The organism is Haloplanus natans DSM 17983 (assembly GCF_000427685.1).
Lineage (GTDB): Archaea > Halobacteriota > Halobacteria > Halobacteriales > Haloferacaceae > Haloplanus > Haloplanus natans.
This window is the reverse complement of the sequence record NZ_KE386573.1, coordinates 1,661,145-1,679,126: the sequence shown is the minus strand read 5'-3', so window position 1 is coordinate 1,679,126 and position 17,982 is coordinate 1,661,145. Positions and strand designations below refer to the sequence as shown.

Here is a 17,982-nt window from a genome sequence, read left to right as displayed (position 1 = left end):
TGATAATACTTAACCTCCTCGCCACCCTCGAATCGACCGATGGCGCTGCTTGAAAACGTCGCCTTCGTCTTTCTCGCCGGGCTGATCACCGCGCTAGCGACTGGCCTGGGTGCGATTCCGTTTTTCCTCGTCGACGACGTGAGCGACCGCTGGAACGTGGCGTTGTGGGGACTCGCCTCGGGCATCATGCTGTCGGCGTCCGTCTTCGGCCTGGTGTTCGAGGGGCTGTCGGCGGCCGACTCGCCGCTCGCGATCGTGCCCGGCCTCGTCGCGGGCGTGGTCCTCGTCGTCGTCGCACACGAGGTCATCGAGGGGTACGAGCTGAGCCCGAAGCAGTACGAGGAAGCCGACTTCCGGAAGCTACTGCTGATCCTCGGGGTCCTCACCGTCCACAGTTTCCCCGAGGGCGTCGCCGTCGGCGTCGCCTTCGCCGACCTCGGCCTGCGGGCGGCCGCCGGCACGACCGTCGGCCTGTTCGGCTTCGCCGTCCCACTGCTCGCCGTCTTCATGACCATCGCCATCTCCATCCACAACGTCCCCGAGGGGGTCGCCATCTCGATTCCGCTCCGGACGCTCGGCGTCTCGGAGTGGAAGATGGTCTGGTGGGCCGTCTTCTCCAGTCTCCCACAGCCTCTCGGCGCGGTCATCGCGTTCCTCTTCGTCCGTGTCGCCCGCGACTTCCTCCCCGCCGGGTTCGGCTTCGCCGCCGGCGCGATGATATATCTCGTCGTGACGGAGTTCATACCCGAAGCCCTCGACATCGGCGAGGAGTTGCCGGGTGGGGGGAGACGCGAACTCGCCGCGGGCGTCGCCGCCGGCGTACTGGCGATGCTCCCGCTCCTGTTCGTTTAGTGACTGTGACCCGTCGCCTCGCCGAAGGTCATGCCGAAGCGCTCCTCGAACAGTTCCTCGGCTTTCTCGTTGATCTCGCGGAGGTCGCCGGGCACCTCGCCCTCGGCGTGGTGGACGATGGCGTGTGAGCGCTGGACGAAAGAGAGCAGCGCGATTTCGGCGACGACGGTCGTCGGGTCCTCGCCCTGTTCGGCGAGGGCGTCGACCAGACCGACCGGGAGTTCGAGTTCGTCGCTGTCGCCGTCCGGGCCATCGATGGTGTACGTCTCGGTTTCGACCATGCCGCTACTGGGGGCGCCCGATATAAGGGCGTGTGGGAAGTCAGTCGTCGCTCTCGGCCGCCGCGGGTTCCCCGCTCTCGGCCGCCGCGCGCTCCCGTTCCAGATCCTCCAGGTAGCCGTCGGCGTCGATGGCGGCCTTACAGCCCATGCCGCCCGCGGTGATGGCCTGCTGGTAGTGGTAGTCGACCACGTCGCCCGCGCCGAAGAGGCCGGGGACGCCCGTCTTCGTCTGCCCGCCGCCGTCGCCGCCGGCGGTCTCCAGATACCCCTCGTCGTCCATCTCCACGTCCAGCCCCTCCAGATACGCCGTGTTCGGAGTGTGGCCGATGGCATAGAAGACGGCGCCGGCGTCGAAGTCGAACTCCTCTGTTTCGGGGTCGTCGAGTTTGTCCGTCGGATGGCCTTCGGGGTTGTGGACCATCGTCACGTGGTCGACGCCCTCCTCGGGCGTGCCGTGAAGCTCCGTCACCTCCGTGTTCAGTTCGAGTTCGATCTCACCCTCGTCGACTTTCTCCATCACGCGGTCGATCCAGTAGTCCTCGGCGCGGAACTCGTCGCGTCGGTGAACGAGATAGACGGTCGAGGCGAACTTGGTAAGAAAGACCGCCTCCTCGCAGGCGGCGTCACCGCCGCCGATCACGACGATTTTCTCGTCTCGGAAGAAGGCGCCGTCACAGGTCGCACACGTCGACAGCCCGTAGCCCATGAGGTCGTCCTCGCCGGGGATACCGAGCGTGCGGGCGCTGGCGCCCGAGGCGGCGATGAACGCGTCGGCCGTATACTCCACACCACTCGTCAGCGTGACGTGGAAGGTCCGGCCCGGTCCCGACGACTCCTCGACGTCGACGGACTCGATGACACCGTTCTCGATTTCGGCGCCGAACTTGCGGGCCTGGTCTTTCATGTTGGTGACCAGTTCCGGCCCGCTGATCCCCTCGGGGAAGCCGGGGTAGTTCTCCACGTCGGTCGTCAGCGTCAACTGCCCGCCGGGTTCGTCGCCCTCGAACACCAGCGGATCGTTGTTCGACCGGCCGGCGTAGATGGCGGCCGACAGTCCCGCTATCCCGCTCCCTGCGATGATGAGACGCCGATGGTCGGCGCCGTCGCTCTCGCTCATACACGTCGTAAGGCGGTGGGACGCATTTAGCTTGCGCCCTCCGGGTCGCCCACCCCCACCTTCTTGTCCTCCCCCCACCCACCGCCGCCCATGCCCGCCGACCTCCTGGAGAAGACCGACCGCTACGAGCGGATGCTCGCGAACGCCCTCGACGAGGCGGAGACCCGCCCGCCCGCGGACACGCCCCTCGGCACCGCGGCCGCGGAGTGCCGGGAGATGTCCGAGTCGTATCTCGACGACGGCCGCCACTTCCGTGCCAGCGACGACCCGGTGAACGCCCTGGCCGCCTTCTCCTACGGCTACGGGTGGCTCGACGCCGGCGTTCGGATGGGCCTCTTTGCCGTCCCCGAGGACACGGACCTGTTTACCGTGTAGGCGACGTTCCCGTCCGGAAGACGGCGCGCCCGTGTGCCGGTGTCGGATCGTACTCGACCACGTCGTCGATCCCGAGGTGAGTCCGTGATCGGCGGCCGTCGGCTCTCGGCCGCCGCGGTCGTACGCGGCGTCAGGCGCGTGACCGCCCGAGGTGCCCGACGGGAGACCGACGTACTTGTGCTCGTTCGTTCGAGCACGCGTTCCCGACGAGCAGCCGCCCTCCCCGGCTGACTGTCTGGATCGTCCGTCCGAGCAGCGGGAAGCCACGCTGGTGGCGTGACGTTACCACCCGAACGGGACACAACGCGGTACTGGAACCGCTTGGGCTCGCCACCCTGGTTGTACAGGAGTTGTGCTTCACGGACGATCCCGTCGGTATTCACGGTTAGATGTCCCCGAACGTCGGTTGCGTTCACGACGGCGACGCCGGTGATGGTGTACCGAATACGCCGTTCGCCGTTGTGTTCGGTGATTTGTGTCGCCCGAAACTCACCGATCGTGATGATCCTGGAGACCACTGCCCACATCGAATTGGCCGCACGGAATCGGGTTTCGTCGACCGAACCGTTCGTCGCCTCGAACGAGGTTCGTCCGTTCCGGCCGTTACGGCTGTATCGAACGCCCGATTCGACGTAGACATCGCGCTGCGTGACATCGGCGTATCCGTTGTGGACATCAAGGCGGAACCGAGTCCGTGTCGCGCTCGCTTCGTACCGGTAGTCGACGTACGCTCCGGGACGGAATCGCTCGAGCGCGACCCCCGACACTGGTTCCGTTCGGAGATAGCTAATCGAGAGCCTGCGAGCCGCCGAAATGTCGACCGCCGACCGTGAGAACCCGTCCGGAAATTCGGCGTCGGTGAGGGTTTCGTTGGGGACATCGGCGGAACTTCTCGTCGGCTCCACCGCTGGAGCATCCGGCGTCGGGGTAGCGTTTTCGCCCCCCATACCGCCACATCCGGCGACGACGAGGAGAGAGGCAACCGCAATCACAGCGGGGCTTCTCCGAGGCACGTCGTTCACTCGTCGTCACCTGGTAAAGAAGCTGTTGGCGCAGGCGGATCGACGGTCCGTATATATACATCGGCGGTGAAATGCGTACCATGACACGGCACTGTGCCGACGGCGGCACCGAAGTCGACCCCGAGCCCTACGCCCGGTTCGACACCCGCGCGGGTAACCCCGCCATGACCCCCGACGGGCGACTCCTCGTCAGCAACCACCCGTTTCCCTACGGGGACGAACCGGCGTACCGCGTCGTCGAATACGTCGACGACGGCGAGGTGCGCCCGTTCCCGAACGAGGCGTGGAGCACGCCCCCCGGCGACGACGGCGTCGGCATCCACACCCTCATCGGCCTGCGTGCCGACCCCGACGGGACCGTCCGCATCCTCGACATCGGCAACGTCGCCGAGGGGCACCTCCCGAAACTCGTCTCGTGGGATACGACGACCGATCGGCTCGCCCGCGTCGACCACGTCCCGGCCCACGCGACGACCGACCTCTCGTTTATGCAGGATTTCGCGTACGACGCAGTGCGCAACGCGGTCTACATCGCGGACTTGGGGTTGAGCGACGAGCCGAGCGATCCGGGAGCACCCGGCCTCGTCGCCCTGGATCTGGATACGGGACGAACCCGTCGGGTGATCGAGGACCACCCGAGCGTCCTGCCCGAGGACGGCGTGACGCCGATCATCGAGGGTGAGCCGGTGGTACAGGAGAACGCCGAGGGCGAGTACGAACCCATCAGCGCCGGCCTAGACGGCATCACAATCGACCCCGCCTTCGAGTGGGTCTACTACTGCGGCATCACGACCGAGAGCGTCTACCGAATCCGCGCCGCGGACCTGCTGGACGGGTCGCTCTCCGACGCCGAACTCGACGACTGCATCGAACGCTACGGCGACAAGGAAGTCTGTGACGGCATCACCGTCGACACCGCGGGAAACGTCTACGTTACGGACATGACGAACAACGCCATCGGCGTTACCCGCCCATCGGGCGAGTACGAGGTACTCGCCCGCGACGACGAGAAGTTCCTCTGGCCCGACGGCTTCTGCTGTGGCCCGGACGGAAACGTCTACTTCACGGTCACCCAACTGCACCGCGCGCCGCCGTTCAATCGGGGGACCGAGGAGTCGTACCACCCGTTCGAGCTGTTCCGGTTCGAGAGCCTGGCGCCCGTGACGGTTGGGCGGTAGGCGTCAGTACCGATACGTCGGCCCGTCGTCCCCGTCCTCGACGGTGACGCCGATGGCTTCCAGGTCGTCACGGAGTTGGTCGGCCCGGTCGTAGTTGCCCGCCTCGCGTTCGGCCTCGCGCACGTCGAGGACGAGTTCGATCAGGTCGTCGGCGAGGTGGGCTTCGCCGCCCGCACCGCCGCCGAAGTCGAGGCCGAGGACGCCCTCGCCGAACTCCTCGAACGTCTCGACTGCGCGCCGGAGGCCGACGTAGTCGTACTCGTCGCGCCCGTCGACGTGGCGGTTGACCGCCGTCGCGAGTTCCAGCAGAGCGGCCGTCGCCTCGCGCACCCCGAAGTCGTCGTTCATCGCCGCGGTGAAGCCCTCGCGTGCCTCCTCGACCGCCGTCCGCAGGTCGTCGTCCTCGACTTTGGTGCGGGCGGCGACGCCGTCGCAGGCGTCGACGGCCGCCTCGCACGCGCGGTCGAGTCGCTCCCAGCGTTCCTCGGCTTCCGCCATCGCCGCCTCGCTGTAGGTCTGTTTCGATCCGTAGTTGGTCGAGCAGTAGAACGTCCGGATGACGTTCGGGCCGAACTCCTCCAGAGCGTCGGCGACGTAGAAGTAGTTCCCGAGACTGGAGCTCATCTTCTCGCCGGCGGTTTCGAGGAGGCCGGTGTGGAGCCAGTAGCGGGCGAATTTCTCCCCTGTTGCCGCCTCGCTCTGGGCGATTTCGTTCTCGTGGTGAGGGAAGATCAGGTCGTGACCTCCGACGTGGATGTCGATGGTATCGCCCAGGTGAGTCGTGCTCATCGCGGAGCACTCGATGTGCCAGCCGGGCCGGCCCTCGCCCCACGGCGAGTCCCACGTCTCGCCGGACGGGGGATGGTCGCTCAGCGGCCGGTCGTCCTTGCGGTGTTCGACCACGTCCGACGGCGAGACGCCGTCTGCCTTCCAGAGAGCGAAGTCCGCGGGGTGGCGCTTCTCGGATCGCTCGTCCGGGTCGCCCTGGGACTCCATCTCGTCGAGGTTCTGATTCGAGAGTTTGCCGTAGTCCTCGAACTCGGTCACGTCGAAGTAGACGGAGCCGTTCGCCTCGTAGGCGTAGCCGCGGTCGAGCAGCGTCCCGACGAGGTCGACGATTTCGGGGACGTGTTCCGAGACGCGGGGGTAGACCGCCGCCCGCTTCAGATTCAGGCCGCGCATGTCGGCGAGGACCGAGGCGATGAAGCCCTCCGCCACGTCGAGTTCGGCGTCGCCGAGGTCGTCCTCGCCGACGCGGGCGACGATCTTCTCGTTCACGTCGGTGAAGTTCTCGACGTGGCGCACGTCGTAGCCGCAGTGGTCGAGCCACCGGTGCATCACGTCGGCGTGGGTCCACACCCGCGCGTGGCCGAGGTGAGCGTCGTCCGAGACCGTCAGCCCACAGACGTACAACAGGACTTCCTCGCCACCCGGCTCGAACGCCTCTCGCTCGCCCGTCAGCGTGTTGGTCACGGACAGCGTCATAGGCGTGCTTCCGCGTCGAGGCATTAATATCTGTAGAAACGCTTGCAGGCTAGCCCGCGAATTATAGTTATTTATCTTACAGAATAGTCGTTCGGAGTACAGTTATGCGTCCGCCCGGTCTGGCTCCGAACGCGACGACTGCGGCCCGTCGCGAGTCAGGTCCCCGCGGACGCTTCGTCGTCATCGACTACGACCGTCCAGCAACCGAACGATTCGGTCCCTCGCTCCGGCCGGTGACCGTGATGGGCGTCTCGGTGGCGCTGGATTCCGATGCCATACCGCCCGTACGTGTCGACAGAGCATCCTTCGGGCGGTCGAGCGAGCGATAGCCGGCAGGACCAGCGGGGAATCAACACCCGTATATCGGGGTCCCCGTCTATTGGGTGTACGAATGACCGACGTTAGCGTCATCGGGTGCGGCCACATGGGAAGCGCCATCGTCAGGGGGCTCTCCCGGACCGGCACCCACAGGCTGACCGCGTGTGATCTGGACACGAGCGCCCTCGAAGCGGTCGAACCGTACTGCAACGAGACGACGACCGACATCGCGACGGCTGCCGACGCGGACGTGGTGTTCGTCGCGGTCAAGCCGAAGGCTATCGCCGCGGTGCTCTCCGATCTCGACTTGCCGGCCGACGCGACGCTCGTCACCATCGCCGCGGGCGTTCCACGGTCGTACGTCCAGTCACACACCGACGCCACCGTGATTCGGATCATGCCCAACCTCGCCGCCGAACTGGGCGAGATGGCCGCGGCCGTCTCGTGGGACGCCGTCGACGACGACGTGCGCGACCTCCTCGACGACCTCGGCGAGTTCGTCGAAATCGAGGAGAGCCAGATGGACGTGGCGACGGCGCTGAACGGGAGCGGGCCGGCTTTTGTCTACTACCTCATCGGTTCGATGCGGACGGCAGCGATCGCGGAGGGGCTCGACCCGGACGCAGCGTCGACACTCGCCGCCCAGACGTTCAAAGGTGCCGCCGAAACCGTCATCCAGTCCGACGAGTCGATCGAGGACCTGATCGACGCGGTCTGTTCGGAGGGCGGCACGACCATCGAGGGGATGAACGTCCTCTGGGACAGTGACGTGGAGTCGGTACTGGAAGCGACGCTGGGCGCCGCCGCCGAGCGCTCCCGCGAACTCGGCGGCGACTTCGACGATGAGTGAGAGCGAAGCAGTCACGCCCGAGGAGATCGAGCGCGCCCGACGGCTCGCGGCCGACGCGGAGCGGGTCGTCGTCAAGGCCGGCACCAACTCCCTGACCGACGACGACTCAAACCTCGACGATGACAAACTCGACAAACTCGTCGACGACGTGGAGGCCCTCCTCTCGCGTGGCAAAGAGGTGTTGCTCGTCTCCTCGGGCGCCATCGGCGCCGGCAAGGGTCGGGTGGGCTACCCCCACGAGACCGTCGAGGAGTCACAGGCGCTTTCGACCGTGGGACAGAGCCACCTCATGCGGCGCTACACGGAGAGCTTCGAGCGGTACGGGCGGACGGTCGCCCAGATCCTGCTGACCGATCACGACTTGGGCAATCCCGAGCGGTTCACCAACTTCCGCAACACGGTCGAGACGCTGCTAGAGTGGGGCGTCGTCCCCATCATCAACGAGAACGACGCCGTCGCGACCGAGGAGATTCGGATCGGCGACAACGACATGCTCTCCTCGTCGGTCGCCATCGGCGTCGACGTGGACCTGCTGGTGACGCTCACCGACGTGGACGGCGTCTACACCGACAACCCCAAGCGGGAGCCGTCGGCCCGGCGCATCGAAGCCGTCGGGCGCAACTACGGCGAGGTGCAGGAACTCGTCGCCGGCGGATCGAGCGACGGCGTCGGATTCGGCGGCATCCTGACGAAGGTACAGGGCGCACGCGACGCGAGCGAACACGGCATCCCGGCGATCATCGCCGGGTCGGCCGAGCCGGACGTACTGGAACGAATCGCTACTGGCAAATCCGTGGGGACGCTATTCGTCCCCGTGAACGGGGTCATCGATGACTGAGCAAGCTACCGAACGGAAGGTCGCCGAGGCACAGACCGCCGCGCTGGAGTTGGCGAAACTGGATGACGAGGAACGAAGCGCCGCGCTCCACGCCGTCGCCGACGCCCTCGGAGCGAACGAGGACCGCATCCTCGAAGCGAACGAGAAGGACGTGACGGAAGGCGAGAAGCTGCTCGCGGCCGGCGAGTACAGCCAGGCGCTCGTCGACCGCCTGAAGCTCTCGTCGTCGAAACTCGACGACATCGCGGAGATGGTCCGGAGCGTCGCCGAGCAGGAGGACCCCCTGGGGCGGACGCTCTCGGCCCGCCGCCTCGACGACGGCCTCGAACTCTACAAGGTGGGCGTCCCCATCGGCGTCATCGGCACCGTCTTCGAGTCGCGGCCGGACGCCCTGGTTCAGATCGCTGCCTTGAGCCTGAAGTCCGGCAACGCCGTCATTCTGAAAGGTGGGAGCGAGGCCAGCCACTCAAACCGCGTCCTCTACGAGGTCATCCGCGAGGCGACGGGAGGGATACCCGACGGCTGGGCCCGGCTCATCGAGGCCCGCGAGGACGTAAACACCATGCTCGGTATGGACGACGCCATCGACCTCCTCATGCCCCGCGGGAGTTCGGAGTTCGTGAGCTACATCCAGGACAACACCAAGATTCCCGTCCTCGGCCACACCGAAGGTGTCTGTCACGTCTTCGTCGACCGCGACGCGGACCTGCCGATGGCCGAGGACGTGGCCTTCGACGCCAAGGTGCAGTACCCGGCAGTCTGTAACGCCGTCGAGACCCTGCTGGTCCACGAGTCGGTCGCCGCCGACTTTCTGCCCGACATGGTCGCCCGCTACGAGGACGCGGGCGTCACCCTCCGTGGCGACGCGGCGACCCGCGAGGTGGTCGATATCGACCCCGCGACCGACGCGGACTGGGAGACTGAGTACGGCGACCTCGAACTCTCGATCACGGTCGTCGACTCCCTCGACGAGGCGGTCGACCACGTCAACGCCCACGGCTCGAAACACACCGAGTCGATCCTGACCGAGGACGCCGACCGCGCGGCCACGTTCATGCGGAGCATCGACGCCGCGAGCGTCTTCCACAACGCGTCGACGCGCTTCGCGGATGGCTACCGCTACGGCCTCGGCGCCGAAGTCGGCATCAGCACGGGCAAGATTCACGCCCGCGGTCCCGTCGGCCTCGACGGCCTCACCACATACAAATACTACCTCGAAGGCGACGGGCAACTGGTGGCCACCTACGCCGGCGAGAACGCCAAGCCCTACCTCCACGAGGAGTTCGACGGTGAGTGGGTTCCCGGCCACCTGGCCGGGGAGTAACAGCAGCCCCTTTTCGGCGAGTCCGGGTGGCGGCGTCCGTGGGTCGCGCGGGCGCTCGTCGGCGCCGACGATCAGCGAAAGAGGGCGACGATGGCGACGAGCACCGCCCCGACGACGATGCCGGCGCCGACGAGCACCGCGGGGCTGCGGACGGCGTTCGCGACGGCGGCGGCGACGGCGATAGCGACGACGCCGAGGACGAGGACGGGCACGACGCGTCGGCCGGGGAGGACACCCGCGAGTCGCTCGGCGAGCGAGGGCGTCTCCGGCTCCGGATCGGGACGCTGTGGGTTGGCGAGCGTCTCGTCGACGTCGACGGCGTTACCCCCGGGGTCGGGTTCGATCGTCACCTGAACGCTCCGCGTCTCGGAGCCGTAGCCCGTGGCGACTTCGAGGGTGCCGGTGACGGGTCCGTCGACGGGGCCGACGCCGACCGGGACGGACTGGGTCGTCTCGCGTTCGACGAAGAGGTTTCCGTCCGTCTCGATGCGTGCGGCCGCCGACAGGGACTCGTCAGCGCGAACGTGGACGTGGACGGCTTCGCCGTGGTTGCGGAGTTCGACGGAGAACGGCTCCGACGTGGCGAACTCGGCCGGCGCTTCGATGTCGTGAAGCTGCCCACGGTTCAACTCGACGAGCAACACCGGAGTCACAGCCCGAGGGTCGCACCCGGGGAGGAAAAAACTTCAGGCCGCTACTCGTCGTCCCGCATATCCGGCGGGAGCAGGTTCGGGATGCCGTCCTCGATGGGGTACACCTCGCCCGTGACGGTGCCGACGAGCCGACCCTCGATGATCTCCTCGCCGTCGCGCTCGTCCACTTCGAGTTCCAGATCGCTCTTGTCGAGTGGATCACAGAGGATCTCCATCAGGGATTCCTTCATTACCCGGCAGGTGGTGTGCGGTCGATAAAAAGCCACGGATACCGCGCCGTGGTAGTGGTTACGGTCACCCGTTGCCGGTGGGTGGCCGACCCGTTCTGGTGACCCACCGGTAAACAGTTACACTAATCCGTATAAGTCGGAGCACACCTACTCGCAGGACTGCGTGCGATCAGGTGTGCAAACAGTTCCAAACGCTACGATATCTCACACACGCCAGATGGCGGTCACCACGGGGTCGCCGTCGTCGATGACTTCGTACCCGAACCCGCGGTCGTCGAGTTGCGGGAACAGGTGTTGCGGGACGCGGTCGTTAACCTGCACGACCACGGCGTCGTCGTCGAGGTCCGCGAGCGTCTCCAGGGTCAGTTGCAGCGGCTCCGGTGGCGGCAGGTCGCGCACGTCCAGTCGCTCGTGGACCGTGGTCGACGGGGCGTCCGTCTCGGCCAGGAGTGTATCGACACCCGACATACCCGAGTCTCGGTCGCCGGGCACGGAGAGCGTTGTCCCGAACGCGTTCGGCACGGGGCTTCTTTACATCCGCACCGGGTGATATACGTATGCAGACCGTCACCGTCATGCGGACGATAGACGCCCCGGCGGCGGCCGTACGCGACGCGATAACGGACCTTGAGCCGTTCATGCGCGCCGCGGGCTTCGACGAGGTGACCGTCGACGGCGACGACATCCACATCGGCAACCGGGTCGGCATCGCCACGATCGAACTCGACCTGGAACGTGTCGACGCCCCGGACGCCGTCCTCGCTTACGAGCAACGGGCGGGCATCTTCGAGTCGATGCGGACGGTCTACGGCGTCGAGGCAGTCGATGCCGGGCGAACGCGCGTCGAGGCGACGACCGACTTCGCGCTCGACGTGGCGCTCGTCGGCGACCTGATGGACGCGACGATCATCCGCCGTCAGCGGACGAAGGAACTCGACGCGCAGTTCGACCACCTGGAAACCACCCTCGGCTAGCCCGAACGTGTTCGGGGACAGTCTCTGGGTGGGCCGTCGACAACTCGCTTCCATGAGCCACTCCGAGGAGACCCACGACACCTCGTGGTCCGCAAATCTCGAAGGTCCGGACCACGCGGCCAGCAGGGAACTGGTGGTCGAGGAGGCGATCGCGGCGGTCGAGCGGACGGCCGCCGGGACACACGTCAACCTCGTGACCCACGGCGATCACGGCCATCCCGAGACGTACCTGTACGGCGTGCTCCGCGAGCGGTTCGCGGACGCGACGCTGGAGTACGTCGATCGGTGTGGCTGTGGCGGACACGTCACCCGCGTCCACGTCTGAGATGCACGCGAACGTCGACACCGACCGGCGGCCGTTCGTCCTCGTGTGGGAGCTCACACGGGCGTGTGAACTGACGTGCAAGCACTGCCGTGCCGACGCCCAGCCCGAACGCCATCCCGACGAACTCACGACCGCGGAGGGGATGGCGCTACTGGACGAGGCGCAACGGTTCGGCGAGAACCAACTGGTCGTGCTCTCGGGCGGCGACCCCCTGGCCCGCGACGACACGGTCGAGTTGATCGAGTACGGCGCCGACCGGGGCCTCCTGATGACGCTCACGCCGAGCGGGACGGCGTCGCTCACGCCGGACCGGGTCGCCGCCGTCGCCGACGCCGGCGCGCGCCGCCTCGCGTTGAGCGTCGACGGCGGATCGCGGGCCGCCCACGACGAGTTCCGGGGCGAACCGGGCAGCTTCGAGTCGACGATTCGGGCGGCCGAGGCGGCCCGCGACGCCGGCCTGCCCCTCCAGATCAACACCACCGTCTGCGCCGAGACGGTCGACGAACTCCCGGCGATCAGGGAGCTAGTCGCCGAACTCGGTGCGATCCTCTGGTCCGTGTTCTTCCTCGTCCCCGTCGGCCGCGGGGCGGTACTCGACGCCATCGGCCCGGAGCGAGCGGAGGACGTGATGGCGTGGCTGGCCGACGTGGCGGTCGACGAGGAGTTCGGCGTCAAGACGACGGAGGCCCCCCACTACCGGCGGGTCGCGCTCCAGCGACGCCACGAGGGTGGGGCGGCCGCCGCCGACGCCATCGGTCGGCGGACGGGTATCACCGCCGGGGACGGGTTCGCGTTCGTCGGCCACGTCGGCGAGGTGTTCCCCTCCGGCTTCCTTCCCGAGTCGGCCGGCAACGTCCGCGACCGGGGCCTGATCGACAGCTACCGCGAGTCGACGCTGTTCACCGACCTCCGCGACCCCGACGCCCTGCGCGGGAAATGTGGCGCCTGCGAGTACCGTGGCGTCTGTGGCGGCAGTCGGTCGCGGGCGTACGCCACGACCGGCGACCCGCTGGCGAGCGACCCGCTGTGTGCGTACGTGCCCGAGGGGTACGAGGGACCGCTTCCGGCCGCGGGGGACTGACCGTGGCAACACAGCTGTCACGCGAAGCCGACGGCGACGACGATGCGGCGGCCGAGGCGCCCCTCGCCCGCCGCCTCCGCGACTGCGAGCGTGTCGTCGCGGAGCGGGAACTGCGGACCGCGCTGGCCCAACTGGACGGGTTGACGCCGGCACAGCGACGGACCGTCGAACGCATGGCCGGCCGCATCGCCGCCGGCGTCTTCGCGCCAGCACGGGACGCGGCCGACGAGGACCCGCGGGCGGTCGCCCGGCTGTTCGACCCCGAACACGTTCGGGACGGAGGGTAGGGGGACCGCGACCGTACCGTCGTCCATGCCCATCGTTCCCCGGCCCTGGTCGAGCGGCGACGAGGATTTCGACGGCTACGACGCGTTCGTCCCAGCACACCTGCCGGCGCCCGGACCGTTCCTCGACGGCCACCGGGTGCTGACGGGGCGTGACCACGCCGCGTTCCACCGCCTGACCCGCGAGCGATTCGAGGCACGCACCGTCTACGACGCGACGTTCGGCTACAACCTGGCGCGGCTGAACCTCGACAGCCGGCATACGGACGCGGGCTATCGGTACGCGGTCGACGCCGAGGACCCGACAGTCCTCCGCGCGGAGTTCACGCCGACAACCGAGTTCTGCCCGCAGAGCGACACGCTGGCGACGGCGTCGTTCCGGGCGTGGAACGCCGACGACGTTGGGCCAGCCCACGAGTTCGACCCCGTTCGCGTCCGGGTCGCGCCGATGCACGGGGGAAGCGAGCGGATCAACGACCGACTCGCGGCGCTCGAGGCGTCGTATCGTGACGCGGGCGAACTCCCCACGGCCGACGAGTCCGATCGGACGCCACACGACGGCGCGACGACGCCGTTCTGACCGCGATCAGTCGGAGCCGGTCGCCGGCGTCGACTCACGGCGGAGGGCGTCGGGGGCGTGACGCCACACGACGAGCGACAGGTTGGCCGCGAAGACCGCGAGGCCAACGGCGAGGCCGCCACCGCCGACGCGGGCGACGGTCCCTCCTCCCGTCCACTCGCCGACGACGAGGAGGGCGCCGCCGCCGGCGACGAGTGCGAGATCGACCGTCGCGAGGCGGTCGTCGTAGAGGTCGTCGATCATGGGGACGGCCTCGACCCCGAGACGGTCGGCGTAGCGGTGGAGCCAGACGAGGAAGGGGACGACGTGATAGAGCGTTCCGACGAGGACGAGGACGACGATCACGGCGAGGAGATGCGTCGTTCCCGGGGCGCCGAAGCGGGCGGCGGGTGCGAGCGGCGTGTGGAGCCACGCGGGGAGGGTCACGAGCGCCCAGCAGAGGAGCGTGGGCGCGAGGAGGGCGTACCGGACGAGCATCGGCGTCCGCTCGGCGCGGGCGTCGCGGAGACGCCGGGAGAGGACGACGACGAAGGCGAGGACGCCTGCGAGGAGGAGGAGTGCGCCGAGGCGGGCCATCGGCGCGGATCGGAGGAGCCGCCCCGCCGCGAGGACGACGACGCCGACGGGGTAGGCGACCGTCTCGACCCGCTGGAGGCGGCGATCGAGCGCGTCGAGGTCGGTCTGACCGAACATCGGGACCAACTGATAGAGGGCGCCGAAGACGGTCGTGAGGACGGCGCCGAAAACGGCGAGGGTGGCGTGGGTGGCGACGGCGGCCGGCCGGGCCACCGCCGCGCCGAAGACGGGAGTGACGAAGCCGACGGCGAGGACGACGCCGAGCGCCGTGAGGGCAACGACGAAGGCGAGCGCGATTGCGAAGTGGCGTTCGGTCACGTCCAGCGGGCGGGCCGCCGCGAGCGTCCGCCCCACGTTGTAGGCGAACGTCCAGAAGCCCGCGAGCATCAGACCGCCGCCGGCCGGGAGGGCCGCGAGTCGGTTCGTCAGGAGCGCGGCGGCGAAGGCTCCGACTCCGCCGGCGATCAGCCACAACTGCGCGCGCGCGAGTCGCCGGGAGTAAAGCGCCGTCCCCGACCAGACGGGGACGAACTGCGTCATCGCGCCGGCGATGGTGAGACAGACGAACCCGACCAGCAGGAGGTGGAGGTGAGCGAGGCGGGCGAGGCCGGATGCGACGCCGAACGCGTCGGCGACGCCGAGCGCCGAGCCGGCGAGCAGGAAGCCGAGCGCGGCGACGAAATGCCGGAGCGGTATCGAGAGCGGTGGCCCTCGATCCGCGTCCACGTCGCCGGGGATAGTCGCCATAATCGGGTAGTGGGCCGCGACGCCCCCTCGACGCTACGGCGAACGTGTTCGGGGTCGCCGAACCGGGTTTTTAATACCCCGGAGCGTCTGAGTGCCGAGCATGCCTACGGCGGAAGTTTCGCTGCCGGACGACGTGGATATCGAAATCCGACAGCTCGTCGAGGACGGGGAGTTCATCAACCGTGATCAGGCGGTCGAAGAACTGCTCTCGCTCGGTGTGTCGGCGTACAACACGGACGACTCGCCGACCCAGACGACCGACGAGGATCTGTTCACGCAGGTCGTCGACGACCAGCAAGACCCCGCGATCCGAAACGAATCGGACGACGAACGTACGCTGTAATCCGCCACAGACGTTTTTTTCGTGTCGGACATTCGTTGCGTCCGGGAAGGGCGGGCCGCCCACAGGATTCGGGACGGCCGACTGGCCGAACTCGAATCGCTCCACGCGGGAGCGTGGTGGTCCGACGTTCGGGTCGGCCGACTAGTCGGTGGTTAGCAAGCGCTCCGACATCGCGTCGAACATCTCGCGCTCCGCGGTCCAGAACTCGCGCAGGTCACCGATCGGCTGGTGTACCGGTTCGGCCACCTCGTCGTGGCGTTCGTACTCCCCGCTCGATTTCACCTCGTGATACGCGTCGCGGAAGGCCATCCCCTCCTGGACTAGCTGGTTTGCGGTGTAGGCGGCGAAGATGCCGTCGTCTATCTCGAAGTCGTCCGAAAGCTCCATGCTCTCGATCAGGGGCGTGAGGATGTCCACCGTCGCCCGCACCGTGTCGATACCCTCGATCAGGTGGCCTTTGGTCTGCTGGCTGTCGCGGTTGTAGCCGCTCGGGAGTTTGCCGATGATGCGCCGGACGGCCTCCTTGCCCGCCGACACCTCCTCCGCTTTCGCCCGCGCGAGTTCGAGGATGTCCGGATTGCGCTTCTGGGGCATGATCGAACTCCCCGTAGTGTAGTCGTCGTCGAGTTCGAAGAACTGCTGGTCCTCGGAGAAGTTAATGATGTCCTCGGCGAGTTTCTGGATGTCGAGCATCACCAGATCGAGCGTCTGTAGCAGTTGGAGCTCCTGTTTGCCCCGATTCGAGCAGTAGATGGGGTTGTGTTGTTTCCCCGCGAAGCCCAGCAGTTCGGTCGTCAGGTCGCGGTCGATGTCGAGGCTGGTGCCGTACGACGCGGCGGCGCCGAGGGGGTTCGAGTCGATGATGCGGTAGGTCGCTCGCAGGGAGCGCAGGTCGTCGATCAGCGCGTCGACGTAGCTCGACGCCCACAGCCCCGTCGACGACGGCATCGCCTGTTGCTGGTGGGTGTAGCCCGGAATCAAGACGTTCTCTTCCTCGGCGAAGGTGCGGAGCGCGTCGACGAAGTCGAGAATCCGGTGGGCCAGGTCGATGGTCGCGTCCTTCATGAACAGGCGCGTGTCGACGAACACCTGATCGTTGCGCGAACGGGCAAGGTGCATCTTCTTGCCCGCCTCCGTTCGCCGGGTGACCCGCTCCTCGACGAACGTGTGTACGTCCTCGCCTTCCACCTCGTCGGCCTCGTGGTAGAGGTCGGTGAGTGCCGCCCGGAGGTCGGCGAGTTCGTCGTCGGTCAGGAACCCCTGCCGGTTCAGCATCGTCACGTGTGCGAGGTTCGTCAGCACGTCGTACGGGAGAAACCGGTTCTCGAACTCCTTCGGCTCCATCGTATACCGGAGCGTCGCCTCGCTCGCCGAGTGCTCGGTGTTCTCCCAAAGCATGCACTCGCGTACCCCGAGACCGTACTAAAGGCTTTCCGACCGCCGCTGGAGGGGGTCCACTGCCGGCTGTGCGTCGATATCGATGTTAGAAGTCGGTGGCCGACTGGCCCTCGAGACCGAGGAACTCGCGTGTCTCCGCCGGCGTCGCGATCTCGCGTCCGGCAACCTCGCGTGTGAGGCGGACCATCTTCTCGACGAGTTCGGCGTTGCTCTCCGCCAGCCGTCCGCGTTCGAGATAGAGGTTGTCCTCGAGGCCGACGCGGGCGTGCCCGCCCATCGAGACGGCCTGCGTGCCGAGGGGGAACTCGTTGCGCCCGGCGCCGATGACCGAGAACGTGTACGTGTCGCCAAAGAGGTCGTCGGCCACGTCGACGAGGTGGGTGAGGTTGTCGGCGCTCGCGCCGATGCCGCCGTGGATACCCATGACGAACTGGATATGCAGCGGCGTCTCCAACAGGCCGCGGTCGAGCAGGTGTTTCGCGTTGTAGAGGTGGCCCACGTCGTACACTTCGAGTTCGGGCATGGTGCCGTGGTCCTCGAAGACGGGGAGGATGGTCTCCAGATCCTCGAAGGTGTTCCGGAAGATCAGGTCGCGGGTGCCGTCGAGGTATTCCGGTTCCCAATCGTACTCGAACTCGTCGTACTTTTCGAGCAGTTGGTAGAGGCCGAAGTTGATCGACCCCATGTTACAGGAGGCCATCTCGGGTTCGAGTTCGGGGACGACCCGGATGCGCTCCTCCGGGGCCATCGTCGGCGCGCCGCCGGTCGTCGGCTGGACGATGGCGTCGCAGTCGGCCCCGATCGTCTCGGCGACCTGCCGGAACAGGTCGAGGTCGGTGATCGGTTCGCCCGTCGTCTCGTCGCGGACGTGGATGTGGACGATGCTGGCGCCGGCCTCGGCGGCCGCGATGGCCTCGGACGCTATCTCATCGGCGGTGATCGGGAGGTGTGGCGACATGGTCGGCGTGTGGATCGCCCCGGTCACCGCACACGAGACGATGGTCTTGTCGAGTTCGCGCATGGTCGACCGAGAGGAGGGCGACCGGTATAGGCGTGGGGGATCGGTGCCGTGTGACAACGGCTAATAGTGTTTATTGTAACTGGTTACCGGTGAGTCGCAAAGACGGTCCGGTGACCCACCGGTAATGACT

At 67.4% G+C, this 17,982-nt stretch carries 21 protein-coding genes; 12 read left to right on the top strand and 9 right to left on the bottom strand.

The window, feature by feature from the left end:
* Window positions 1-39: 39 nt before the first annotated feature.
* Complete coding sequence (locus tag HALNA_RS10760; RefSeq protein WP_049936378.1) at window positions 40-852, top strand: ZIP family metal transporter; 813 nt, start codon at window positions 40-42, stop codon at window positions 850-852.
* Here the strand turns inward: HALNA_RS10760 and HALNA_RS10755 are convergent.
* Together HALNA_RS10755 and HALNA_RS10750 are read right to left on the bottom strand one after the other, a co-directional pair.
* Window positions 849-1,133: a DUF7545 family protein gene (locus tag HALNA_RS10755; protein ID WP_049936377.1), complete on the bottom strand. Its 285-nt coding sequence runs from the start codon at window positions 1,131-1,133 to the stop codon at window positions 849-851. The genes HALNA_RS10760 and HALNA_RS10755 overlap by 4 nt on opposite strands.
* A gap of 40 nt (window positions 1,134-1,173) precedes the next feature.
* Window positions 1,174-2,250, bottom strand: a complete 1,077-nt coding sequence (locus HALNA_RS10750) for an NAD(P)/FAD-dependent oxidoreductase (protein ID WP_049936376.1) — start codon at window positions 2,248-2,250, stop codon at window positions 1,174-1,176.
* Window positions 2,251-2,340: 90 nt separating this feature from the next.
* On the opposite strand from HALNA_RS10750, the gene HALNA_RS10745 reads away from it, so the two are divergent.
* Together HALNA_RS10745 and HALNA_RS10740 are read left to right on the top strand one after the other, a co-directional pair.
* Window positions 2,341-2,625, top strand: a complete 285-nt coding sequence (locus HALNA_RS10745) for a DUF357 domain-containing protein (protein WP_049936375.1) — start codon at window positions 2,341-2,343, stop codon at window positions 2,623-2,625.
* A gap of 1,102 nt (window positions 2,626-3,727) precedes the next feature.
* The gene (locus HALNA_RS10740) at window positions 3,728-4,825 is read left to right on the top strand and encodes an L-dopachrome tautomerase-related protein (RefSeq protein WP_049936374.1); all 1,098 of its coding nucleotides are present in this window, start codon (window positions 3,728-3,730) and stop codon (window positions 4,823-4,825) included.
* A 3-nt stretch (window positions 4,826-4,828) separates the two neighbouring features.
* Here the strand turns inward: HALNA_RS10740 and cysS are convergent, their stop codons facing one another.
* Window positions 4,829-6,310 (bottom strand): cysteine--tRNA ligase, encoded by a 1,482-nt coding sequence (gene cysS / locus HALNA_RS10735; RefSeq protein ID WP_049936373.1) that lies wholly within the window; start codon window positions 6,308-6,310, stop codon window positions 4,829-4,831.
* Window positions 6,311-6,701: 391 nt separating this feature from the next.
* On the opposite strand from cysS, the gene proC reads away from it, so the two are divergent.
* The 3 genes from proC to HALNA_RS10715 are packed head-to-tail and all read left to right on the top strand — an operon-like array spanning window position 6,702 to window position 9,640.
* Entirely contained in the window at window positions 6,702-7,478 is a 777-nt protein-coding gene (gene proC, locus HALNA_RS10725; protein WP_049936371.1) for a pyrroline-5-carboxylate reductase, read from the top strand.
* Window positions 7,471-8,316, top strand: a complete 846-nt coding sequence (proB, locus tag HALNA_RS10720; protein WP_049936370.1) for a glutamate 5-kinase — start codon at window positions 7,471-7,473, stop codon at window positions 8,314-8,316. Before proC ends, proB begins: the two co-directional genes overlap by 8 nt.
* Window positions 8,309-9,640, top strand: a complete 1,332-nt coding sequence (locus HALNA_RS10715) for a glutamate-5-semialdehyde dehydrogenase (protein ID WP_049936369.1) — start codon at window positions 8,309-8,311, stop codon at window positions 9,638-9,640. The genes proB and HALNA_RS10715 overlap by 8 nt, the downstream gene beginning before the upstream one ends.
* Window positions 9,641-9,711: 71 nt before the next feature.
* On the opposite strand, the gene HALNA_RS10710 is transcribed toward HALNA_RS10715, so the two are convergent.
* The 3 genes from HALNA_RS10710 to HALNA_RS10700 all read right to left on the bottom strand — a co-directional run bounded on the left by HALNA_RS10710 (window position 9,712) and on the right by HALNA_RS10700 (window position 10,991).
* The gene (locus HALNA_RS10710; RefSeq protein ID WP_049936368.1) at window positions 9,712-10,293 is read right to left on the bottom strand and encodes a DUF7524 family protein; all 582 of its coding nucleotides are present in this window, start codon (window positions 10,291-10,293) and stop codon (window positions 9,712-9,714) included.
* 41 nt (window positions 10,294-10,334) lie between these two features.
* On the bottom strand, window positions 10,335-10,523 hold the full coding sequence (locus HALNA_RS10705; protein WP_049936367.1) for a methytransferase partner Trm112: 189 nt from the start codon (window positions 10,521-10,523) through the stop codon (window positions 10,335-10,337).
* A gap of 204 nt (window positions 10,524-10,727) precedes the next feature.
* The gene (locus HALNA_RS10700) at window positions 10,728-10,991 is read right to left on the bottom strand and encodes a DUF2249 domain-containing protein (RefSeq protein ID WP_049938035.1); all 264 of its coding nucleotides are present in this window, start codon (window positions 10,989-10,991) and stop codon (window positions 10,728-10,730) included.
* Window positions 10,992-11,080: 89 nt separating this feature from the next.
* Between HALNA_RS10700 and HALNA_RS10695 the strand changes: the two genes are divergently transcribed.
* The 5 genes from HALNA_RS10695 to HALNA_RS10675 are packed head-to-tail and all read left to right on the top strand — an operon-like array spanning window position 11,081 to window position 13,767.
* Entirely contained in the window at window positions 11,081-11,497 is a 417-nt protein-coding gene (locus tag HALNA_RS10695; RefSeq protein ID WP_049936366.1) for an SRPBCC family protein, read from the top strand.
* A 52-nt stretch (window positions 11,498-11,549) separates the two neighbouring features.
* A complete protein-coding gene (locus HALNA_RS10690; protein WP_049936365.1) occupies window positions 11,550-11,822 on the top strand; it encodes a CGCGG family putative rSAM-modified RiPP protein in 273 nt (90 codons plus the stop codon).
* A gap of 1 nt (window position 11,823) precedes the next feature.
* Window positions 11,824-12,903 carry a radical SAM protein gene (locus HALNA_RS10685; protein WP_049936364.1) on the top strand — a complete coding sequence of 360 codons (1,080 nt, stop codon included), beginning with the start codon at window positions 11,824-11,826 and terminating at the stop codon, window positions 12,901-12,903.
* 2 nt (window positions 12,904-12,905) lie between these two features.
* Complete coding sequence (locus tag HALNA_RS10680) at window positions 12,906-13,190, top strand: hypothetical protein (protein WP_049936363.1); 285 nt, start codon at window positions 12,906-12,908, stop codon at window positions 13,188-13,190.
* Between the two features lie 25 nt (window positions 13,191-13,215).
* Entirely contained in the window at window positions 13,216-13,767 is a 552-nt protein-coding gene (locus HALNA_RS10675; protein ID WP_049936362.1) for a hypothetical protein, read from the top strand.
* Window positions 13,768-13,773: 6 nt separating this feature from the next.
* Here the strand turns inward: HALNA_RS10675 and HALNA_RS10670 are convergent, their stop codons facing one another.
* The gene (locus HALNA_RS10670) at window positions 13,774-15,090 is read right to left on the bottom strand and encodes a hypothetical protein (RefSeq protein WP_049936361.1); all 1,317 of its coding nucleotides are present in this window, start codon (window positions 15,088-15,090) and stop codon (window positions 13,774-13,776) included.
* A 100-nt stretch (window positions 15,091-15,190) separates the two neighbouring features.
* On the opposite strand from HALNA_RS10670, the gene HALNA_RS10665 reads away from it, so the two are divergent.
* Complete coding sequence (locus HALNA_RS10665) at window positions 15,191-15,433, top strand: DUF7120 family protein (protein WP_049936360.1); 243 nt, start codon at window positions 15,191-15,193, stop codon at window positions 15,431-15,433.
* Between the two features lie 141 nt (window positions 15,434-15,574).
* Here the strand turns inward: HALNA_RS10665 and argH are convergent, their stop codons facing one another.
* Window positions 15,575-16,831: an argininosuccinate lyase gene (gene argH / locus HALNA_RS10660; protein WP_049936359.1), complete on the bottom strand. Its 1,257-nt coding sequence runs from the start codon at window positions 16,829-16,831 to the stop codon at window positions 15,575-15,577.
* An 85-nt stretch (window positions 16,832-16,916) separates the two neighbouring features.
* The gene (locus tag HALNA_RS10655; RefSeq protein ID WP_049936358.1) at window positions 16,917-17,852 is read right to left on the bottom strand and encodes a BKACE family enzyme; all 936 of its coding nucleotides are present in this window, start codon (window positions 17,850-17,852) and stop codon (window positions 16,917-16,919) included.
* Window positions 17,853-17,982 lie beyond the last annotated feature (130 nt).

Bases quoted from the DNA above. Each gene is read 5' to 3' on its own strand.
- HALNA_RS10760 (WP_049936378.1), top strand. From the start codon at position 40: ATGGCGCTGCTTGAAAACGTCGCCTTCGTCTTTCTCGCCGGGCTGATC.
- HALNA_RS10755 (WP_049936377.1), bottom strand. From the start codon at position 1,133: ATGGTCGAAACCGAGACGTACACCATCGATGGCCCGGACGGCGACAGC.
- HALNA_RS10750 (WP_049936376.1), bottom strand. From the start codon at position 2,250: ATGAGCGAGAGCGACGGCGCCGACCATCGGCGTCTCATCATCGCAGGG.
- HALNA_RS10745 (WP_049936375.1), top strand. From the start codon at position 2,341: ATGCCCGCCGACCTCCTGGAGAAGACCGACCGCTACGAGCGGATGCTC.
- HALNA_RS10740 (WP_049936374.1), top strand. From the start codon at position 3,728: ATGACACGGCACTGTGCCGACGGCGGCACCGAAGTCGACCCCGAGCCC.
- cysS (WP_049936373.1), bottom strand. From the start codon at position 6,310: ATGACGCTGTCCGTGACCAACACGCTGACGGGCGAGCGAGAGGCGTTC.
- proC (WP_049936371.1), top strand. From the start codon at position 6,702: ATGACCGACGTTAGCGTCATCGGGTGCGGCCACATGGGAAGCGCCATC.
- proB (WP_049936370.1), top strand. From the start codon at position 7,471: ATGAGTGAGAGCGAAGCAGTCACGCCCGAGGAGATCGAGCGCGCCCGA.
- HALNA_RS10715 (WP_049936369.1), top strand. From the start codon at position 8,309: ATGACTGAGCAAGCTACCGAACGGAAGGTCGCCGAGGCACAGACCGCC.
- HALNA_RS10705 (WP_049936367.1), bottom strand. From the start codon at position 10,523: ATGAAGGAATCCCTGATGGAGATCCTCTGTGATCCACTCGACAAGAGC.
- HALNA_RS10700 (WP_049938035.1), bottom strand. From the start codon at position 10,991: ATGTCGGGTGTCGATACACTCCTGGCCGAGACGGACGCCCCGTCGACC.
- HALNA_RS10695 (WP_049936366.1), top strand. From the start codon at position 11,081: ATGCAGACCGTCACCGTCATGCGGACGATAGACGCCCCGGCGGCGGCC.
- HALNA_RS10690 (WP_049936365.1), top strand. From the start codon at position 11,550: ATGAGCCACTCCGAGGAGACCCACGACACCTCGTGGTCCGCAAATCTC.
- HALNA_RS10685 (WP_049936364.1), top strand. From the start codon at position 11,824: ATGCACGCGAACGTCGACACCGACCGGCGGCCGTTCGTCCTCGTGTGG.
- HALNA_RS10675 (WP_049936362.1), top strand. From the start codon at position 13,216: ATGCCCATCGTTCCCCGGCCCTGGTCGAGCGGCGACGAGGATTTCGAC.
- HALNA_RS10670 (WP_049936361.1), bottom strand. From the start codon at position 15,090: ATGGCGACTATCCCCGGCGACGTGGACGCGGATCGAGGGCCACCGCTC.
- HALNA_RS10665 (WP_049936360.1), top strand. From the start codon at position 15,191: ATGCCTACGGCGGAAGTTTCGCTGCCGGACGACGTGGATATCGAAATC.
- argH (WP_049936359.1), bottom strand. From the start codon at position 16,831: ATGCTTTGGGAGAACACCGAGCACTCGGCGAGCGAGGCGACGCTCCGG.
- HALNA_RS10655 (WP_049936358.1), bottom strand. From the start codon at position 17,852: ATGCGCGAACTCGACAAGACCATCGTCTCGTGTGCGGTGACCGGGGCG.